This window comes from Microbulbifer sp. SAOS-129_SWC (assembly GCF_039696035.1).
Lineage (GTDB): Bacteria > Pseudomonadota > Gammaproteobacteria > Pseudomonadales > Cellvibrionaceae > Microbulbifer.
The window spans coordinates 275,262-291,849 of the sequence record NZ_CP155567.1; the positions used below are offsets into that span (position 1 = coordinate 275,262).

At 63.5% G+C, this 16,588-nt stretch carries 10 protein-coding genes; 9 read left to right on the forward strand and 1 reads right to left on the reverse strand.

The window, feature by feature from the left end; translation table 11 throughout:
- The first annotated feature begins 11 nt into the window (after positions 1-11).
- Both ABDK11_RS01230 and ABDK11_RS01235 read left to right on the forward strand, forming a co-directional pair.
- Positions 12-6,215 carry an Hpt domain-containing protein gene (locus tag ABDK11_RS01230; RefSeq protein ID WP_346838505.1) on the forward strand — a complete coding sequence of 2,068 codons (6,204 nt, stop codon included), beginning with the start codon at positions 12-14 and terminating at the stop codon, positions 6,213-6,215.
- 102 nt (positions 6,216-6,317) lie between these two features.
- Entirely contained in the window at positions 6,318-6,800 is a 483-nt protein-coding gene (locus ABDK11_RS01235; RefSeq protein ID WP_346838506.1) for a chemotaxis protein CheW, read from the forward strand.
- A gap of 76 nt (positions 6,801-6,876) precedes the next feature.
- Here the strand turns inward: ABDK11_RS01235 and ABDK11_RS01240 are convergent, their stop codons facing one another.
- Positions 6,877-9,543, reverse strand: coding sequence for a penicillin-binding protein 1A (locus tag ABDK11_RS01240; protein WP_346838507.1), 2,667 nt, complete (start codon positions 9,541-9,543; stop codon positions 6,877-6,879).
- Positions 9,544-9,748: 205 nt separating this feature from the next.
- On the opposite strand from ABDK11_RS01240, the gene ABDK11_RS01245 reads away from it, so the two are divergent.
- The 7 genes from ABDK11_RS01245 (at position 9,749) to aroB (ending at position 16,575) form a co-directional block, all read left to right on the forward strand.
- Positions 9,749-10,825, forward strand: coding sequence for a pilus assembly protein PilM (locus ABDK11_RS01245; protein ID WP_346838508.1), 1,077 nt, complete (start codon positions 9,749-9,751; stop codon positions 10,823-10,825).
- Between the two features lies 1 nt (position 10,826).
- Positions 10,827-11,408, forward strand: coding sequence for a PilN domain-containing protein (locus tag ABDK11_RS01250; RefSeq protein WP_346838509.1), 582 nt, complete (start codon positions 10,827-10,829; stop codon positions 11,406-11,408).
- Between the two features lie 12 nt (positions 11,409-11,420).
- A complete protein-coding gene (locus ABDK11_RS01255; protein WP_346838510.1) occupies positions 11,421-12,044 on the forward strand; it encodes a type 4a pilus biogenesis protein PilO in 624 nt (207 codons plus the stop codon).
- The gene (locus ABDK11_RS01260) at positions 12,041-12,571 is read left to right on the forward strand and encodes a pilus assembly protein PilP (RefSeq protein WP_346838511.1); all 531 of its coding nucleotides are present in this window, start codon (positions 12,041-12,043) and stop codon (positions 12,569-12,571) included. The genes ABDK11_RS01255 and ABDK11_RS01260 overlap by 4 nt, the downstream gene beginning before the upstream one ends.
- Positions 12,571-14,835: a type IV pilus secretin PilQ gene (locus ABDK11_RS01265; RefSeq protein ID WP_346838512.1), complete on the forward strand. Its 2,265-nt coding sequence runs from the start codon at positions 12,571-12,573 to the stop codon at positions 14,833-14,835. Before ABDK11_RS01260 ends, ABDK11_RS01265 begins: the two co-directional genes overlap by 1 nt.
- Before the next feature lie 5 nt (positions 14,836-14,840).
- Positions 14,841-15,371: a shikimate kinase gene (locus ABDK11_RS01270; protein WP_346840222.1), complete on the forward strand. Its 531-nt coding sequence runs from the start codon at positions 14,841-14,843 to the stop codon at positions 15,369-15,371.
- A gap of 118 nt (positions 15,372-15,489) precedes the next feature.
- Entirely contained in the window at positions 15,490-16,575 is a 1,086-nt protein-coding gene (gene aroB, locus ABDK11_RS01275) for a 3-dehydroquinate synthase (RefSeq protein WP_346838513.1), read from the forward strand.
- Positions 16,576-16,588: the final 13 nt, after the last annotated feature.

Genomic DNA, 16,588 nt, shown 5'->3' on the forward strand with positions numbered 1-16,588 from the left:
GAGGACTTGGCGTGAATCACGACAATCCGAATTTCCTGGCCCTGGACTGGCTGACGGGTGAGATCAACGAGACGCTGGCGCAGGCGCGCCAGCAGCTGGAAACCTTCGCCGCAGCCTCCGATGCCAGCGACACCACGCTGCTGCAAAGCTGTCTGGAGCTGATCCACCAGGTGCATGGCAGCCTGCATATGGCGGAGCTGACCGGTGCGGCCATGCTCGCCGAAGAGATGGAGCAGCTGGTGCAGGCGCTGGCGGCCGGCGAAGTCGAAAACAGCGACGAGACGCGCGAATTCCTCATGCGCGCGCTGCTCGAACTGCCCCTGTATCTGGACAAAGCGGCCTACCAGCGCCGCGACAACCCGGTGCTGCTGCTGCCCCTGCTGAACGATCTGCGCGCGGTGCGCCGCGAGCGCCTGATCACCGAGGGTGCGCTCTTCTCCCCCGACCTGTCCCCGCTGGAGCGCGTATCCGGCAAGCGCCAGCCGCTGACCGCCGACCGCGCCCGCCTCGACGAGCTGGTGGGCAAGCTGCGCAAGATGTACCACGTTGCCGCCGCGTCACTGATTCGCGACGTCAACAGTGGCGAGAGCCTCGCCTACCTGACCAAGGTGGCGGAAAAGATGGCGCTGCTCTACAACGGCAGCCCGCGCCAGCCCCTGTGGCAGATCCTGCTCGGTGTCTTCGAAGCGATCGGCGAGCATCGCATTGCGGTGATGCCGGCGCTGCGCCAGATGCTGCGTCGCATTGATGTGGAGTTCCGCCTGTTGCAGGGCCGTGGCGCGCCAGTGCTGGACGCCAAACTCGATCGCGACCTGATTCGCAACCTTCTGTTCTACGTCTACCTGGCCGGCCCCAACGGGCAGCGCTGCGCAGCGCTGTACCGGGAGTACGCCCTCGACAAGGCCGTGCCCGGCACCCCGCGTCCGGACACCGAAGACGCCCTGGCCATGGGCCCCGAGGCGCTCGGCACCGCGGTGACCGCGCTGCGCGAGGAGCTGGCTGGGCTGCGCGAGGCACTGGAGCCGAGCATCGCTGGCGGTGAACAGCAACCGCTCGGCGACACTGCCGCGGTTGCCAAGCGTCTGGCAGACACCCTCGGTGTGCTCGGCCTGGAAAATCAGCGCGGCCGGGCCCGTAGTATTTACGAACACCTGCGCGACGCCGCCCGCGGCGAAGATGCGGAAAATCTGCTGATGCAGGCTGCTGGCGAAATGGTGCAGCTGGATTCCGCCCTGGCGTCCAGCGTTGCGCGCAACAAGAATGTCGACAACGAGCAGCCCCTCACCGGCGACGCGACCGACACGGTCCTGCGTGAAGCGCGCCTGGGCCTCGAGACCGTCAAAGAAGCAGTGGTCGAATACATCGCCAGCCACTGGGATATCAGTTATCTCAACCGGGTGCCCGAGCGGCTGCAGGAAGTCTGCGGTGGCCTGGATATGGTCGGTTATCGCCGCGCCAGCGAGATCGTCACTGCCTGTCGGCGCTACATCACCGAACAGCTGATCGATGCCGCGGAGCAGCCGGAGTGGAAACTGCTCGATACCCTGGCCGACGCCATCACCAGTGTCGAGTACTATCTCGAGCGCCGCGCCGACGGCATCGAAGACGCGGATATGCTGCTGGCGCTGGCAGAAGACAGCGTCGCCACCCTCGGCTTCAGTATCGCTGCGGACGCGGCCCCGGAGCAGCGCGGAGAGCCGTCGACGGCCGCGGATGTGCAAACTCCGCCGGTCGCTGCGGATGCCGATGAAGAAGTCGCTGAGCTCGAAAGCTTCGAACTCGAACCTGAACCCGAATCCGCCGGCACCGACGACGGTGTCGCGGACGAAGACAGCTGGTTTGCCACTGCCGGCGATGCGGAAAATGTAGCCGCAGCCGGCGAATCCGCTGTTGGAGAAACCACTGCCGTCGCGGCTTCACCGGAAGCGATCGCTCCGCCCGCTAGCGCAGGCAGTGCCACCGCGGCGTCCGATGACGACGACAGCCTGATCGACGATGAAATTGTCGAGATCTTCCTCGAGGAAGCGGCCGAGGTACTGGAAACCATCGCGGAGTATTTCCCGCGCTGGGCGGCAAATTTCGGCGATGGCGAGGCGCTGACGGAGTTTCGTCGCGGCTTCCATACCCTCAAGGGGTCCGGCCGCATGGTCGAGGCACTGGAGGTCGGCGAGCTCGCCTGGGCGGTGGAAAATATGCTCAACCGGATCCTCGACGATTCGGTCAAGCCGAGCCGCGCCCACGTCGAACTGATCGAGCAGGTGCGACAGAAGCTGCCGTCGATGATCGACGGTTTCCGTACACGCACGGGCGACCCGGAACCGGCGCGCACCGCGCAGCTGGAAAGCTGGGCCCAGCAGCTGGCGCGGGGCGAAATGCCGGCCGACATGTCTGTCGCCGCAGCGCCGCTACCCGCAGCCACCGTCGACGATGATGGAGCTGACGGCGGTGACGACTTCGACCAGCTGTGGGAAATCTTTGCCCAGGAGGCCGAGACGCACCTGGCCACTGTGGAAGAATTCCTCGCTGATATGCGCGCGTCCGTGCCGCTCTACGGTGTGCCGTCGGATCCACTGCACCGCGCGCTGCACACTCTCAAAGGCTCCGCCCATATGGCGGAGTTGACCCCGGTAGCGCAACTGGTGGCGCCGCTGGAGCGTTTTGCCAAGGAGCTGCGCACGTATCAGGTGGCCATCGATGCGGATATCTATGATCTGATCAGCGACGGCGCCAGTTATGTGCGCGAAGCGCTGGCGCAGATCCGTGCCGGCAGTGCGCCGGTGATCGAAAAATCCGAACAATATCTGGCCCGGATCGCCGAGCTGCAGGAGCGCGCGGTCGGCCACCTGATCCGCGAGCGCGAAGCCAACGAGCCGCGAGCGGTCGATCCGCAGCTGCTCGCGGTCATCATGGCCGACGGCATGAAAGTGCTGCTGGATGCCGACCAGATGCTGAACCAGTGGCGCGCCAACCCCGCCGACCTGTCACAGCTGAATCCGGTCGCGGAAGAATTGAGCATCCTGCACGACGCTGCCGAGCGCGCGCAGCTGCCGACGCTGGCCGAGCTGTCGCAACTGCTGCTGGATGTCTATCGCCGCGTGATCGACGGCACCCTGGAGGCGGAGCCCGCACTGTGGGCGTCGCTGGAGCAGGGGCACAATGAGCTGCTCGACCTGGTTGACGCAGTAGCCGCGGCCCAGGACCTGCCGGATGTGAGCGAGGCCGTCGGCGGCGCGCTGCGCTATCTGGCCCAGGGCGGCAGCGATAGCAGTGACGACGATTACGATCTGTCCGAACTGGGTATCGACAGCGCCGAGTTAACATTCGAGGACGAGCCGACCTCCGCCGCGGACAGCACTGTCAGCGAGTTCGGCGCACTGGGTTTCGACGACCTGATCGCTGCGGAACAGCGCTCTGCGGATGCCGAGTCCGAGGTGGTCATCGAAACAACGGACGAAGCTGCCGCCACCGATTACAGCGGTTTCCTGGTCGACGAGATCGAGCAAGAGTTCGACGCGAATAATGCTGCCGCCGCGCCGCCCAGCGAGGATCCGCAAATCTGGTTTGCCGGGGAGAGCGCGGAGGCACCAGCCACCGCGTCGCAGGAAACCACGGGTACGGGCGATGGCCGGCTTTCCGATGACGCCGGCACCGCGTCTGAAGCGCCGGCAGCCGAGCCCGCTGCTGCGTCGGAGAGCGCCGCGAATATCCAGGCGCTGCTCGCAGACATCGATCCGGACGTGGTCGAGGTCTTTATGGAAGAGGCCGCCGATCTGGTCGACGAGCTGGAAGAGCTGATCCAGGGCTGGGAGCAGGATCCCGCCGACAACCAGATGGCAGAGGCCCTGAAACGGGTGCTGCACACCTTCAAAGGCGGCGCGCGTATGGCTGGCCTGATGGGGCTGGGGGAAGTGGCGCACCGCTTCGAAACCGTGATCGAAGGGATGCAGGCCAGTGCCCAGCCGTCGGCGGAGTTCTTTGCCGACGCGCACGCGATCTACGATCGCATCGCCGCCGGCGTCGAGACGGTACGTGCGTGGATGGCGGGTGATCAGCTCGACGACTTCGCCCAGCTGCTGTCCACGCGCTGGGCCGACGGCCAGCTGGCGCCGGACGCCGATCCGGTTGATTACGGCATCGAGTCCCGAGATCTGGCGCCGGCCACTGCGGCGGAAACGCCCGAAGAGCTGGCCGCGGAGCTGCCGACGCTGGAGGAAGCGGAGCCGGAGGAGCCGCAACTGCAGGCGAGCGCCGGCGAATTGATCCCGGCCGAGCAGGCGCCTGCAGCGGAGTCCAGCGGCAAGGTCCTGCCGTTTACCCGCAACAAGAAAGAGCGCCTGCGCGAGCGCGATTCCGGTGGCCCGGCACGTGGCCAGCCACAGGAGATGGTGCGGGTGGCCGCGGAATTGCTCGAAGAGCTGGTCAACCTCGCCGGTGAGACGTCTATCTCCCGCGGTCGCCTGGAAGAGCAGGTGAGCGAATTCGGCCTGGCGCTCGACGAGATGGATGCGACCCTGCACCGCCTCAACGAACAGCTGCGTCGCCTCGATCTGGAGACGGAAGCGCAGATCCTGTTCCGGCAGGAGCAGCTCGCCGAGCAGGACGACAATTTCGACCCGCTGGAAATGGACCGCTACTCCTCCATTCAGACGCTGTCGCGCTCCTTGCTGGAGTCCACCTCGGACTTGATGGAGCTGCGCAGCACCCTCGGCAACAAGACGCGCGATACCGAGACGCTGCTGCTGCAGCAGTCACGGGTAAACACCGAGCTGCAGGAAGGCCTGATGCGCAGCCGCATGGTGCCCTTCTCGCGCCTGGTGCCGCGCCTGCGTCGCATCGTGCGGCAGGTCAGTGCCGAACTCGGCAAGCAGGTGGACCTGGTGTTCTCCAACGTCGAGGGCGAGCTGGACAGATCCATGCTCGAGCGCATGGTGGCACCGCTCGAGCATATGCTGCGCAATGCCGTCGACCACGGCATCGAATCGCCGCAGCAGCGCGCTGCCTCCGGCAAGGCCGAGCGTGGCCGCATCACCGTGGCGCTGGCCCGCGAAGGCAGTGAGGTGGTGATCACCATCGGCGATGACGGTGCCGGCATCAACCTGATGAGGGTGCGCCAGAAAGCGGTGGAAAGCGGCCTGATGCGCCCGGATGCGGAGCTGTCCAACAACGAGATTCTGCAGTTCATCCTGCAGGCCGGATTCAGCACCGCGGAGAAAGTGACACAGATTTCCGGCCGCGGTGTGGGTATGGACGTGGTGTCTGCCGAGATCAAGCAGATCGGCGGTAGCGTACATATCAATTCCCAGTCCGGTCAGGGTACCGAATTCGTCGTGCGGCTGCCGTTCACCGTGTCGGTGAACCGCGCGCTGATGGTGCGGGTGGGCGATGACCTGTTCGCGCTGCCGCTGAATACCATCGAGGGTATCGTGCGTTTGAGCCCGTTCGAGCTGGAGCACTACTACCGCTCCAGTGACGCGCGCTTCGAGTACGCCGGTGAGCCCTATCAGGTCAGTTATTTCGGCACCCTGCTGCAGTCCGAGGCGCAGCCCAAGCTGAGCGTCGAGGAAATGCAGCTGCCGGTGCTGCTGGTGCGCTCCGAGGGGCACGCGATGGCGCTGCAGGTGGATGCGATCATGGGTAGCCGCGAGATCGTGGTGAAGAGCCTGGGTCCGCAGTTTGCCGGCGTGCAGGGGGTTTCCGGTGCGACGGTTACCGGTGACGGCACCGTGGTGGTGATTCTCGACGCCCACGCGCTGCTGCGCCGCCAGGCCGCGCAGCTGGCGCGCCCGGACAACATGGTACAGCTGCCACAGACTCCGGTGGCGCAGCCGGAGCCGGAGGAGCGCCAGCAGACCATCATGGTGGTGGACGACTCGGTCACGGTGCGCAAGGTGACTTCGCGCTTCCTCGAGCGCGAGGGCTATCAGGTCAGCACCGCCAAAGACGGCCAGGACGCGGTGATCCAGTTGCAGGACACCATCCCCGACCTGATTCTGCTGGATATCGAAATGCCGCGCATGGACGGCTTCGAGGTAGCGCGACACATCCGTTCGAGCAACCGCCTGCGGGATATCCCGATCGTGATGATCACCTCGCGTACCGGTAAAAAGCACCGTGATCACGCGCTGTCATTGGGGGTCAATCACTATCTGGGCAAGCCCTATCAGGAAGAGGTGCTGCTCGACGCGATTCGCGATTACATGGCGGCGCCGGCCTAGGCGCCTGTTGTATTCGCGTTGGACAGCCGCGCCGCGTGCCGTCCAGGTTAGTGCGGCAGCCCCTGGAAACTGGAATCGAGATGACATTGAGAGAGTGTGGCGATGAGTGAAGTTGAGGCGCTGTCGGTCGAAGTGCCGCAGGAGGTGAGTAGCCTGTTGCTGCCGCTGGCCGATGGGCAGCTACTGGTGCCGGTGGATACCCTGTCCGAGGTGATTGCGGTACAGACGCCGGTGGCCGCCTATGATGCGCCGGACTGGTATCTCGGTGAGCTCAACTGGCGCGAACAGCGTTTGCCGCTGCTGTCTTTCGAGGTGCTGCGTGGCAAGGCGCTGGCGGCGCCCGGCGACAGCGGCCGTATCGCGGTGCTGAACAGCGGCAATCCCGAGGGCGACCTGCCGTTTTTTGCCCTGATGCTGCAGGGAACCCCGCGCCTGGTGCGGGTTACTCCGGATGAGCTGGCCGGTCGCGAGCAGCCCTGCAGTCAGGGCGAGCTGATGCACGTATCACTGTCCGGCGAGGAAGCGGTGATTCCGGACCTGCCGACGCTCGAGCGAGCTTGCCTGGAGTATCGCAGCAGCCGCTGAGCCGCTGCCGAATGCGGCGATCGAGCGCATAAAAAACGGGGCCTATGAGGCCCCGTTTTTTATTGTGTGCCGAGCGTCAGAAGAGCTCGTCCGGCAGTGACTCGTCGTCGTTCTGCTTATTATTGTCCTTATCCCGGTAGTCGGATTTCTGCTGGTAGGCGCTGTAGTTCTGCCGGCCGGGCACGTGATCGGCGCGGAAGATCTCGAACATACCGCCGCGGGAGGTGCGCAGCCCGGTACGCGGGTCGATACGCACGGTGACGATGTCGTCGGGCTGCGGCAGGTGGCGTTCGGGCTTGCCCTTGAGCGCGGCGCTCATGAAGTCGATCCAGATCGGCAGTGCGGCGGAGCCGCCGTATTCGCGTTTACCCAGTTCGCCATTGTTGTCGAAGCCCACCCAGGCGCTGGTGGCCAGGTAGGAGCTGTAACCGGAGAACCAGGCGTCCCGCGGGCCGTTGGTGGTACCGGTCTTGCCGGCGATATCACCGCGTTTCATTACCAGTGCGCGTCGGCCGGTGCCCTTCTTGATCACATCCTTGAGGATGGAGTCCATGATATAGGCGGTCTCCGGAGAGATGGCGCGGGGTGCGCGCGGACGCGCCTGGGTGGCCGGATCGCCGTCGATCGGGTTCATCCGCAGGGTACGCAGCTCGATCGGTTCCTTGTCGGCGGCGGCTGTGGTCGCGCCGGCTTCCATGCGGGCATCCGCCAGGTTGAGCGGCTCGCTCGACTGCGTGGTTTCGCCGTTGTCGTCTGGGCAGTCGCGGCAGACTGTCAGCGGCAGCGCCTGGTAGATGTTCTTGCCGTGTACGTCGAGCACCTTGTCTACCAGGTAAGGCTCCACCCGGTAACCGCCGTTGGCAAAGGCGGCGTAGCCGCGGGCAATTTCCAGCGGGGTCAGCGCCGAGCTGCCGAGGGCGATGGTCAGGTTGCGGGCCAGCTTGCTGCGCTCGAAGCCGAAACGCTGCACAAAATCCAGCGCATAGTCGATACCGATGGCCTGCAGCAGGCGGATCGAAACCAGGTTGCGCGACAGATACAGGGCCCGGCGCAGGCGGATGGGGCCGAGGAACTTGCCGCTGTCGTTTTCCGGGCGCCAGACATCCTGCAGGTTGGTTTCCTCGAAGATGATCGGTGCATCGTTGATGATGCTGGCGGCGGTATAGCCCTTTTCGATTGCCGACGAATAGATGAACGGCTTGAAGTTGGAGCCGGGCTGGCGCGCGGCCTGGGTCACGCGGTTGAAGTGACTCTGGTGGAAGTCGTAGCCGCCCACCAGCGCGCGGATGGCGCCATCTTCCGGGGCCAGCGATACCAGCGCGCCCTGCGCTGCCGGTACCTGGGCCAGGTGCCACTCTTCATGTGTCTGCGGCTCGATTGTCGGCGGTGCCGGATCGCCGGGGTTGGCGAAGGGGTCAGGGGTGTTGTCGGCATCGTCCGCCGCCGCGGCTTCCGCGACTACGGCCGGATCGCTGTCCCCGGCCTTGACCTCTACCCGGCGCAGGCGGATCACGTCGCCGGGGGCGAACATCTCGTCGGCAGACTTGAGGCGCGGCCCGCGGGCGTTCTCCGACAGGTAGGGGCGGATGTCGCTGAGGCCGTTTTCCCAGGTTACCTCGACCACGCGGCGGTCGCGCAGCTGTACCTGCAGACTGTGCGGTTCCACGGCGGTGACCACTGCCGGTTCGAGCCCACCGAGCACCGGAAGCTCGTTGAGCAGATCGACCAGCTGGTCGCTGTCTTCCAGCAGGGATGCATCCAGGCGCTGTTCCGGGCCGCGGTAGCCGTGGCGCGCATCGTAGGTCTCGAGGCCCTTCTGCAGGGCGTGGCGCGCGGTCTTCTGCAGCTTGCTGTCGACGGTGGTGATCACCTGGTAGCCGTCGGTGTAGGCCGCGTCGCCGAACAGCTCGACCGCCTCCTTGCGTGCCATCTCGGCGATATAGGGGGCGTTGAGGTCCAGGTCGCGGCCGTGATAGCTGGCGGTGACCGGGGCGGTGATGGAATTCTTGTAGCGATCCTGGTCGATATATCCCAGTTCCAGCATCCGCTTCAGGATCCAGTTGCGCCGCACCAGTGCGCGCGTGGGGTTGGCGATGGGGTTATAGGTGGAGGGCGCCTTGGGCAGGCCCGCCATCATTGCCCACTGGGCCAGGGTGAGTTCGCTGATATCGCGGCCGTAGTACACGTGCGCGGCGGCCTGGAAGCCGTAGGCGCGGTTACCGAGAAAGATTTTGTTGATGTAGAGCTCGAGGATATCGTTCTTGGTCAGCTCGCGCTCGATTTGCAGTGACAGCAGTATCTCATTGAATTTGCGCACAAAACGCTGTTCGCGACTCAGGAAGAAGTTGCGCGCGACCTGCATGGTCAGGGTACTGCCGCCGGACTGAATGGAGCCTGTTTGCGCTAATTGTGAAGCGGCTCTCATTAAGCCTTTAAGAGAAACGCCGTTGTGGGAGTAGAATCCCGCATCCTCAGCGGCGAGAATAGCCTTGATGAACATTTCTGGGGCCTGATCGATGGTGATCGGGCTGCGCCGTTTCTCGCCGAATTCCCCAATCAGCTTCATGTCCCGGGAGTAGACGCGCAGTGGAGTCTGCAGGCGCACATCGCGCAGGTTCTCCACCGGCGGCAGGCCGGGCTTCAGGTACATGTAGATACTGGAAAGGGTCATGGCCGCCGCGGCGGCTCCCGCCAGGCCGAGCCAGAGGAGGGAGAGCAGGCGGTTGCGGGCTTTTTCGGTCATGCAGATGCTTCTTTATGTGGGTGCCTGCCTGCGGGCGGGGGCGCGGACCTGAATCGCCTTCACAGGGGCCTCTCGAACAAACTTATGGTAACTCGGGCCAATTATACGAGGATTGTGCGCTGTTACCTATGCAATTGCTGGTTGCAGCTGTAATTTAAAGTGCTATAACATCAAATCTTCATAACCCACGGAAAAGATAAGAAAAATGGGGATGCTCCCTTTTCTCAACAAAGGCCCGAAAGCCTTGCTGGGACTCGATATTAGCTCCACGGCGGTAAAATTGCTGGAGCTGAGTCGCAATGGCGACAAATATCGGGTCGAATGCTATGCCGTTGAACCGCTGCCGCCCAATGCGGTGGTGGACAAGAACATCAATGATGTGGGTGCCACTGCGGAGGCTATCCGCAAGGTCGTGCGGCGATCCAAGACACGGCTGCGCCAGGCGGCGGTCGCGGTATCCGGCTCGGCAGTTATCACCAAGACCCTGGAGATGGCTGCAGATCTGACCGAAGATGCCCTCGAGGCGGCGATCGCGCTCGAAGCCGACCAGTATATCCCCTACCCGCTGGACGAGGTGAACCTGGACTTCGAGGTCCAGGGGCCGTCCGACAAGGGCGAGGGGCAGGTCGAGGTCCTGCTGGCAGCCTGCCGCAGCGAGAATATCGAGCAGCGCGTTTCGGCGCTCGGCGACGCCGAGTTGCAGGCTACGGTGGTCGATGTGGAAGCCTATGCCATCGAGCGGGCTTTCTCGCTGCTGGAACGCCAGTTCCCGCCGCAGGAGCAGTTGGTGGTGGCGGTGATCGATATCGGCGCGACCATGAGCGCCCTTTCGGTGCTGGTGGACGGCAAGACGGTTTACACCCGCGAGCAGCTGTTCGGCGGGCGTCAGCTGACCGATGAAATCCAGCGCCGCTACGGCCTGTCCGCCGAAGAGGCGGGGCTGGCCAAGCGCCAGGGCGGCAGCGGCCTGCCCGACGACTACTACCCCGAGGTGCTGGAGCCCTTCCGCGATGCGGTGGTGCAGCAGGTTACCCGCTCGTTGCAGTTCTTCTACTCGTCGACGTCTTACAGCGATGTGGACTACATCCTGCTGGCCGGTGGTGTCGCGGCGATGGATGGTCTCGTCGACCTGGTGGGCCAGAAGCTCGACAAACCCACGCTGGTAGCCAATCCATTCCACGATATGGCGGTGGCCTCGCGGGTCAACCGCCAGGCACTGGCCAGCGAGGCCCCGGCACTGATGATCGCCGCCGGACTGGCGCTGCGCGAGAAGGAGTACTGACATGGCCAAGATTAACCTCTTGCCCTGGCGCCGGGAGTACCGCGAGCAGAAGCAAAAAGAGTTTCAGCAGGTCGCACTGCTGGTGGTCATCGCCGCCGGTATTTCGGTGTTCCTGTGGATGAAAACCGTGGATGCGCAGATTTCCAACCAGAGCGAGCGCAACCAGATACTGCAGACGGAGATCACCAAGCTCAATAAGCAGGTGCAGGAGATCAAGAATCTCAAGAAGCGCCGCCAGGAGCTGATCGACCGCATGCGCGTAATCCAGGAGCTGCAGGGCAACCGTCCCCTGGCGGTGCGCTATTTCGACGAAATGGTGCGCGCGACACCGGAGGGCCTGTGGCTCACCGGGCTCAAGCGCAGCGGAAACACCATGCAGATTGCCGGTATCGCCGAGTCCAACAACCGCGTCTCCTCTTTTATGCGGAACCTGGACCAGTCGGAGTGGTTTGAATCGCCGAACCTGACTGGGGTAACGGCGAAACCGGAGTTCGGTGAACAGGCCAGCGCTTTCCAGATGACCGTAAATGTCAGCGGCCGCAAGAAAAAAGAAGATCAAGACCTGGCTGACGCCGGTAAGTAAAGGATCCTGACCATGGCATTGGAGGATACGCTCAAGCAGCTCAACGAGCTCAATCTCAACGATATCGACTTCTCGCGAATCGGTGTCTGGCCGCTGGCGGGGCGCATTGTGGTGCTGCTGCTGATCGCCGCGCTACTCGCCGCCGGTGGCTACTTCTTCCTGATCAAGGAGCGCTACCAGCAACTGGAATTTGCCGCCAACAAGGAGCAGGAGCTGTTCAAGCAGTTCGAGAAGAAATCCTTCGAGGCCTCCAACCTGGACGCCTACCGCGACCAGCTGGCGGAGATGGAGGATACCTTTGGCGCGCTGCTGAAGCAGTTGCCGAAAGACACCGAGGTGCCCGGGCTGCTCGAGGATATCGACGAGTACGGCCGCGGTGCCGGCCTGACGATCAAGAAAGTGGCGCTGGAGGACGAGCAGGTGGGCGAGTTCTACGTCGAGCTGCCGATCCGCATCGAAGTGCAGGGCGGCTACCACGAATTCGGCGCGTTTATCAGTGGTATTGCCGGCATGCCGCGCATCGTGACCCTGCATGACTTTGACATCAAGGCCAGCAAGGACAAAGGTGGTGCACTGCTGGATATGGTCATCAACGCCAAGACCTACCGCTACAAAGAGCAGGGGGACGAGGGATGAGCAGGCACCTGACTCTTGCTGCTGCACTGCTGGCCCTGGCCGGCTGCAGCCTCAACGACGATCACAGCGACCTGCGCCAGCACATGGCCGCGGTCAAACATAAGCCAAAAGGGCATATCGACCCGATTCCGACGTTTACCCCTTACAGCCCCTACGTCTACAGTGCCGCAGCACTGCGCAGCCCGTTTGCGCGCCCGGTGCTCGAATCCGAGCAGCGCCTGGTGGGACGCCGGGTGGATGTGGCGCCGGACCTGAATCGGCAGCCGGAACTGCTCGAACGCTATCCGTTCGATGCACTGAAAATGGTCGGCACACTGTCCCGGGGCGGGCAGTTGTGGGCACTGATCGACGACGGCGACGGCGGTATCCACCGCATTACCGTCGGCAATCATCTGGGCAAGAATCACGGCCGGGTGGTCGACGCCACCAAGTCGAAGCTCGATGTTTTGGAAATCGTACCGGATGGCACCGGTGGCTGGATTGAACGGCCGCGGGCGCTGACTTTGGAAGAGAAGGACAACAACTAATGATCAACAAGCAACTCGCCAAAGTGCTGGCTCCCTTGCGGGTGCTGTTGCTGGGTCTGGCAATGATGCCCGGAGTGCTGCTGGCGCAGACCAACCAGCTCAACGACATCCAATTTTCCGAGCTGCCCGGCAACCGCGTGCAGCTGCGGCTGACCTTCAGCGATGTGCCGCCGGAACCCACCGGCTACACCATCGAGAAACCGGCGCGCATCGTCATGGATTTTCCCGGCGTCGAGAGCGCGCTGCCTCAGAAGAAGTACACGCTCGGCATCGCCGGTGCGCGCAGCGCCGTGGTGGTGTCCAACGATGACCGCACCCGCCTGATCGTCAACCTGGACAAGCTGCCGGTCTACACCAGCGAGCGCAAGGGCAACCAGGTGGTGATGGAGATCGGCGCCGATTCCGCCAAAACCGCTTCCGTCGCCGCGGCGCGGACCTCGCGCGGACACAACCAGGGTCTCAACCTGGGCGGTCAGCAGAAGTTCCAGGCCGCCAGCAGTGTGGCTATCAGCAACGTGGATTTCCGTCGCGGTGACGCGGGCGAGGGCAAGGTGATTGTCAGCCTGACCGACCCGGCGGTGAATATCGACGTGGAGCGTACCAAGGGCAAAATCCTGCTCACCTTCCTCGGCGCCAAGCTGCCGGACTCCCTGCGCCAGCGCCTGGATGTGACCGATTTCGCCACGCCGGTCAAATCGATCTCGGTAGACTACGATGGCCGCAATACGGTCATTTCGGTAGCGCCCAACGATAGCGATTACGACTATCTCGCCTACCAGGCCGACAACCAGTATGTGTTGAGCGTGAAGCCGCTGAACAAGGTGGCGAAGGCCGCGAAGAAGAAAGAGTTCCAGTTTAGCGGCGAGAAACTGTCGCTGAACTTCCAGGATATCGAGGTGCGCTCGGTACTGCAGCTGATCGCCGATTTCACCGACCTCAACCTGGTCGCCAGCGATACCGTGCAGGGCCGCATTACCCTGCGCCTCGACGGCGTGCCCTGGGACCAGGCGCTGGAGCTGATCCTGAAGGCCAAGGGCCTGGACAAGCGTCGCGAGGGCAACGTGATCATGGTGGCCCCGGCGGCCGAAATCGCCGAGCGCGAGCGCCAGGAGCTGGAAACCCGCAAGCAGCTGCAGGAACTGGCGCCGCTGCGCACCGAGTATATCCAGGTGCGCTACGCCGATGCCAAGGAGCTGTTTACGCTGTTCTCCGGCAAGAAAGGCGGCGGCGGTGGCGCCAACCAGGGCAATTTTGCCGGCGGCCAGCAGGACAGCAATGGTCAGCAGCGCGGCATCCTGTCCGCCCGTGGTAATGCCATCGTCGATGAACGCACCAACACCATCATCCTGACCGATACCGAGGACAAGATCGCCCAGTTCCGCGACCTGATCGCGGCGATCGATGTGCCCATCCGTCAGGTCATGATCGAAGCGCGTATCGTTAATGCCAATACCGATTTCATGAAAGAACTGGGTGTGCGCTGGAATTACGGCGAGCACCATAATGTGGACAAGGGGATCGGCGAAGGGGTCGGCTCCCTGGACGGCTCCTACGGGCTGGAGGACAACCGCACCGAAGGGAACGCCTACAATATCCAAAACGGACAGCAGCAGGTCGATCCTGCCACTGGTGAGCCGCTCAAGGTGCAGACCTGGACGCCGAGCCTGAACGACACACTGCTGGTCGACCTGGGGGTACAGAACGCGGCCGGTAACATCGCCTACTCGATCCTGAAGAACAACTTCTTTGTCGGCCTGGAGCTGTCGGCGCTGCAGGACGTGGGCAAGGCAGAGATCGTATCCCAGCCGAAGGTGGTGACCGGCGATAAGCAGGAAGCCAACATCCAGTCCGGTGTCGAAATCCCTTACCTGGAGGCCACTTCCTCTGGTGCTGCGTCGGTGACTTTCCGCGAGGCAGTGCTGCAGCTGAATGTGACCCCGCAGATCACTCCGGACGACAACATCATCATGGATCTGGATATCAATCAGGACAGCGTCGGCCAGCTGGCGGGCACCACCGGTGTGCCCACCATCAATGTCAACTCGCTGCAGACCAAGGTGCTGGTGCGCAACGGCGAGACCATCGTACTGGGCGGTATCTTCGAGAGCCAGAAAATCGAGGGCGAGACCAAGATCCCGCTGCTGGGTGATATTCCCTACCTCGGCAACCTGTTCAAGAAGAAGACCCACAGCGATGACAAGCGCGAGCTGCTGATCTTCATTACGCCGCGCATCATGGAGAACGATCTGTTCCTGAGCAAGTGAGTCAGATCCACCATTCCATCTTCCTTGTCGGCCCCATGGGGGCCGGCAAGTCCACCATCGGCAAACTGCTGGCGGCCGAGTTGCAGTTGCCGTTTGCCGATTCCGACAAGGTGCTGGAAGAGCGCACCGGCGCGGACATTCCGTGGATTTTCGATGTCGAGGGCGAGGCGGGTTTTCGCCGCCGCGAAAGCGACGTGCTGGAAGATCTTTGCCGAAGCCCGGCGCAGGTGGTTGCCACCGGCGGCGGTATCGTGCTGCTGGAAGAAAACCGGCGCCTGCTGAAGGAGAGCAGCGGTCTGGTGGTGTACCTGCAGGCGAGCGTCGAGCAGCTGGTTGAGCGCACTGCCAAGAACACTAATCGCCCGTTGCTGAACGTCGCCGATCCCCGCGCCCGGATAGTCGAAATTCTGAATGCGCGTGACCCCCTGTATCGCGAAGTGGCGGATCTCGTCTGCGATACCGACCACTGCACACCGCGTCAGGCGGCGCTGCTGGTAGCCGAGAGACTCTCTGCCGGCGAATCCGCGCACCTCTGATCCCCGTCAACTGATTCTCTTTCGCATGCCCGGTTAAACGCCGGATTTTCCCATGTGCTAAAGTGCCGGTCCTTTTGCGGGATCGGGTCATCCCGCCCCATGCCATACGGAGGGCGACGTGCACAGCTTGAATGTGGAACTGGGGGAGCGCAGCTACCCTATCTTGATCGGCGCGCAGCTGCTCGGTGATCCGCAGTACCTGCAGCGCTATATCCGCGGCCGCCAGGTGTGTGTGATCACCAACGAGACGGTGGCGCCACTCTATCTCTCCCGCCTGCTCGACGGACTGCAGGGGTTCGACAAGCTGGATACCCTCGAATTGCCGGACGGCGAAGCCTTCAAGACGCTGGACACGGTCAACCGTGTCTTCGACCTGTTGCTGGAAAAGCGCCACAGCCGCACTACCACACTGATTGCGCTCGGCGGCGGGGTTGTCGGCGATATGACCGGCTTTGCCGCCGCCTGTTACCAGCGCGGCGTCGATTTCATTCAGGTGCCCACCACCCTGCTGTCGCAGGTGGATTCCTCCGTCGGCGGCAAGACCGGCGTCAACCACCCGCTGGGCAAGAATATGATCGGCGCTTTCTACCAGCCGCGCCTGGTGCTGGCCGATATGGATACTCTGCAGACGCTGCCGGAGCGGGAGCTGGCGGCGGGCATCGCCGAAGTGATCAAGTACGGCCTGATCTGCGATGTGCCCTTCTTCGCCTGGCTGGAGGACAATATGTCGCGCCTGCTGGCGCGCGAGCCGGAGGCCCTGGCCTATGCGGTGGAACGCAGCTGTCACGACAAGGCCGCCGTGGTCGCGGAGGACGAGCGCGAGTCCGGTCGCCGTGCCATCCTGAATTTCGGTCACACCTTCGGTCACGCCATCGAAGCGGTACAGGGCTACGGCAACTGGCTACATGGCGAGGCGGTGGCCGCGGGTATGGTGATGGCGGCGGAATTGTCGCAGCTGCGCGGCACCATCGATGCAGAACTGGTGCAGCGGCTGCGCAGATTGCTGACATTGGCCGGGTTGCCCTGTGCCGCCCCGGCAGAGATGACCGTGGCGCAGTTTGTCGATGCCATGGCGGTAGACAAGAAGGTGGTGGACGGGCGTCTGCGCCTGGTGCTGCTGCGCGCGCTCGGTGACGCCGAGATCGTCAACGATACCCCGCGCGATCTGCTGGTCGAGGCGCTGCAACTCTGCGGCGCCGGGTGACAGACTGCATCCA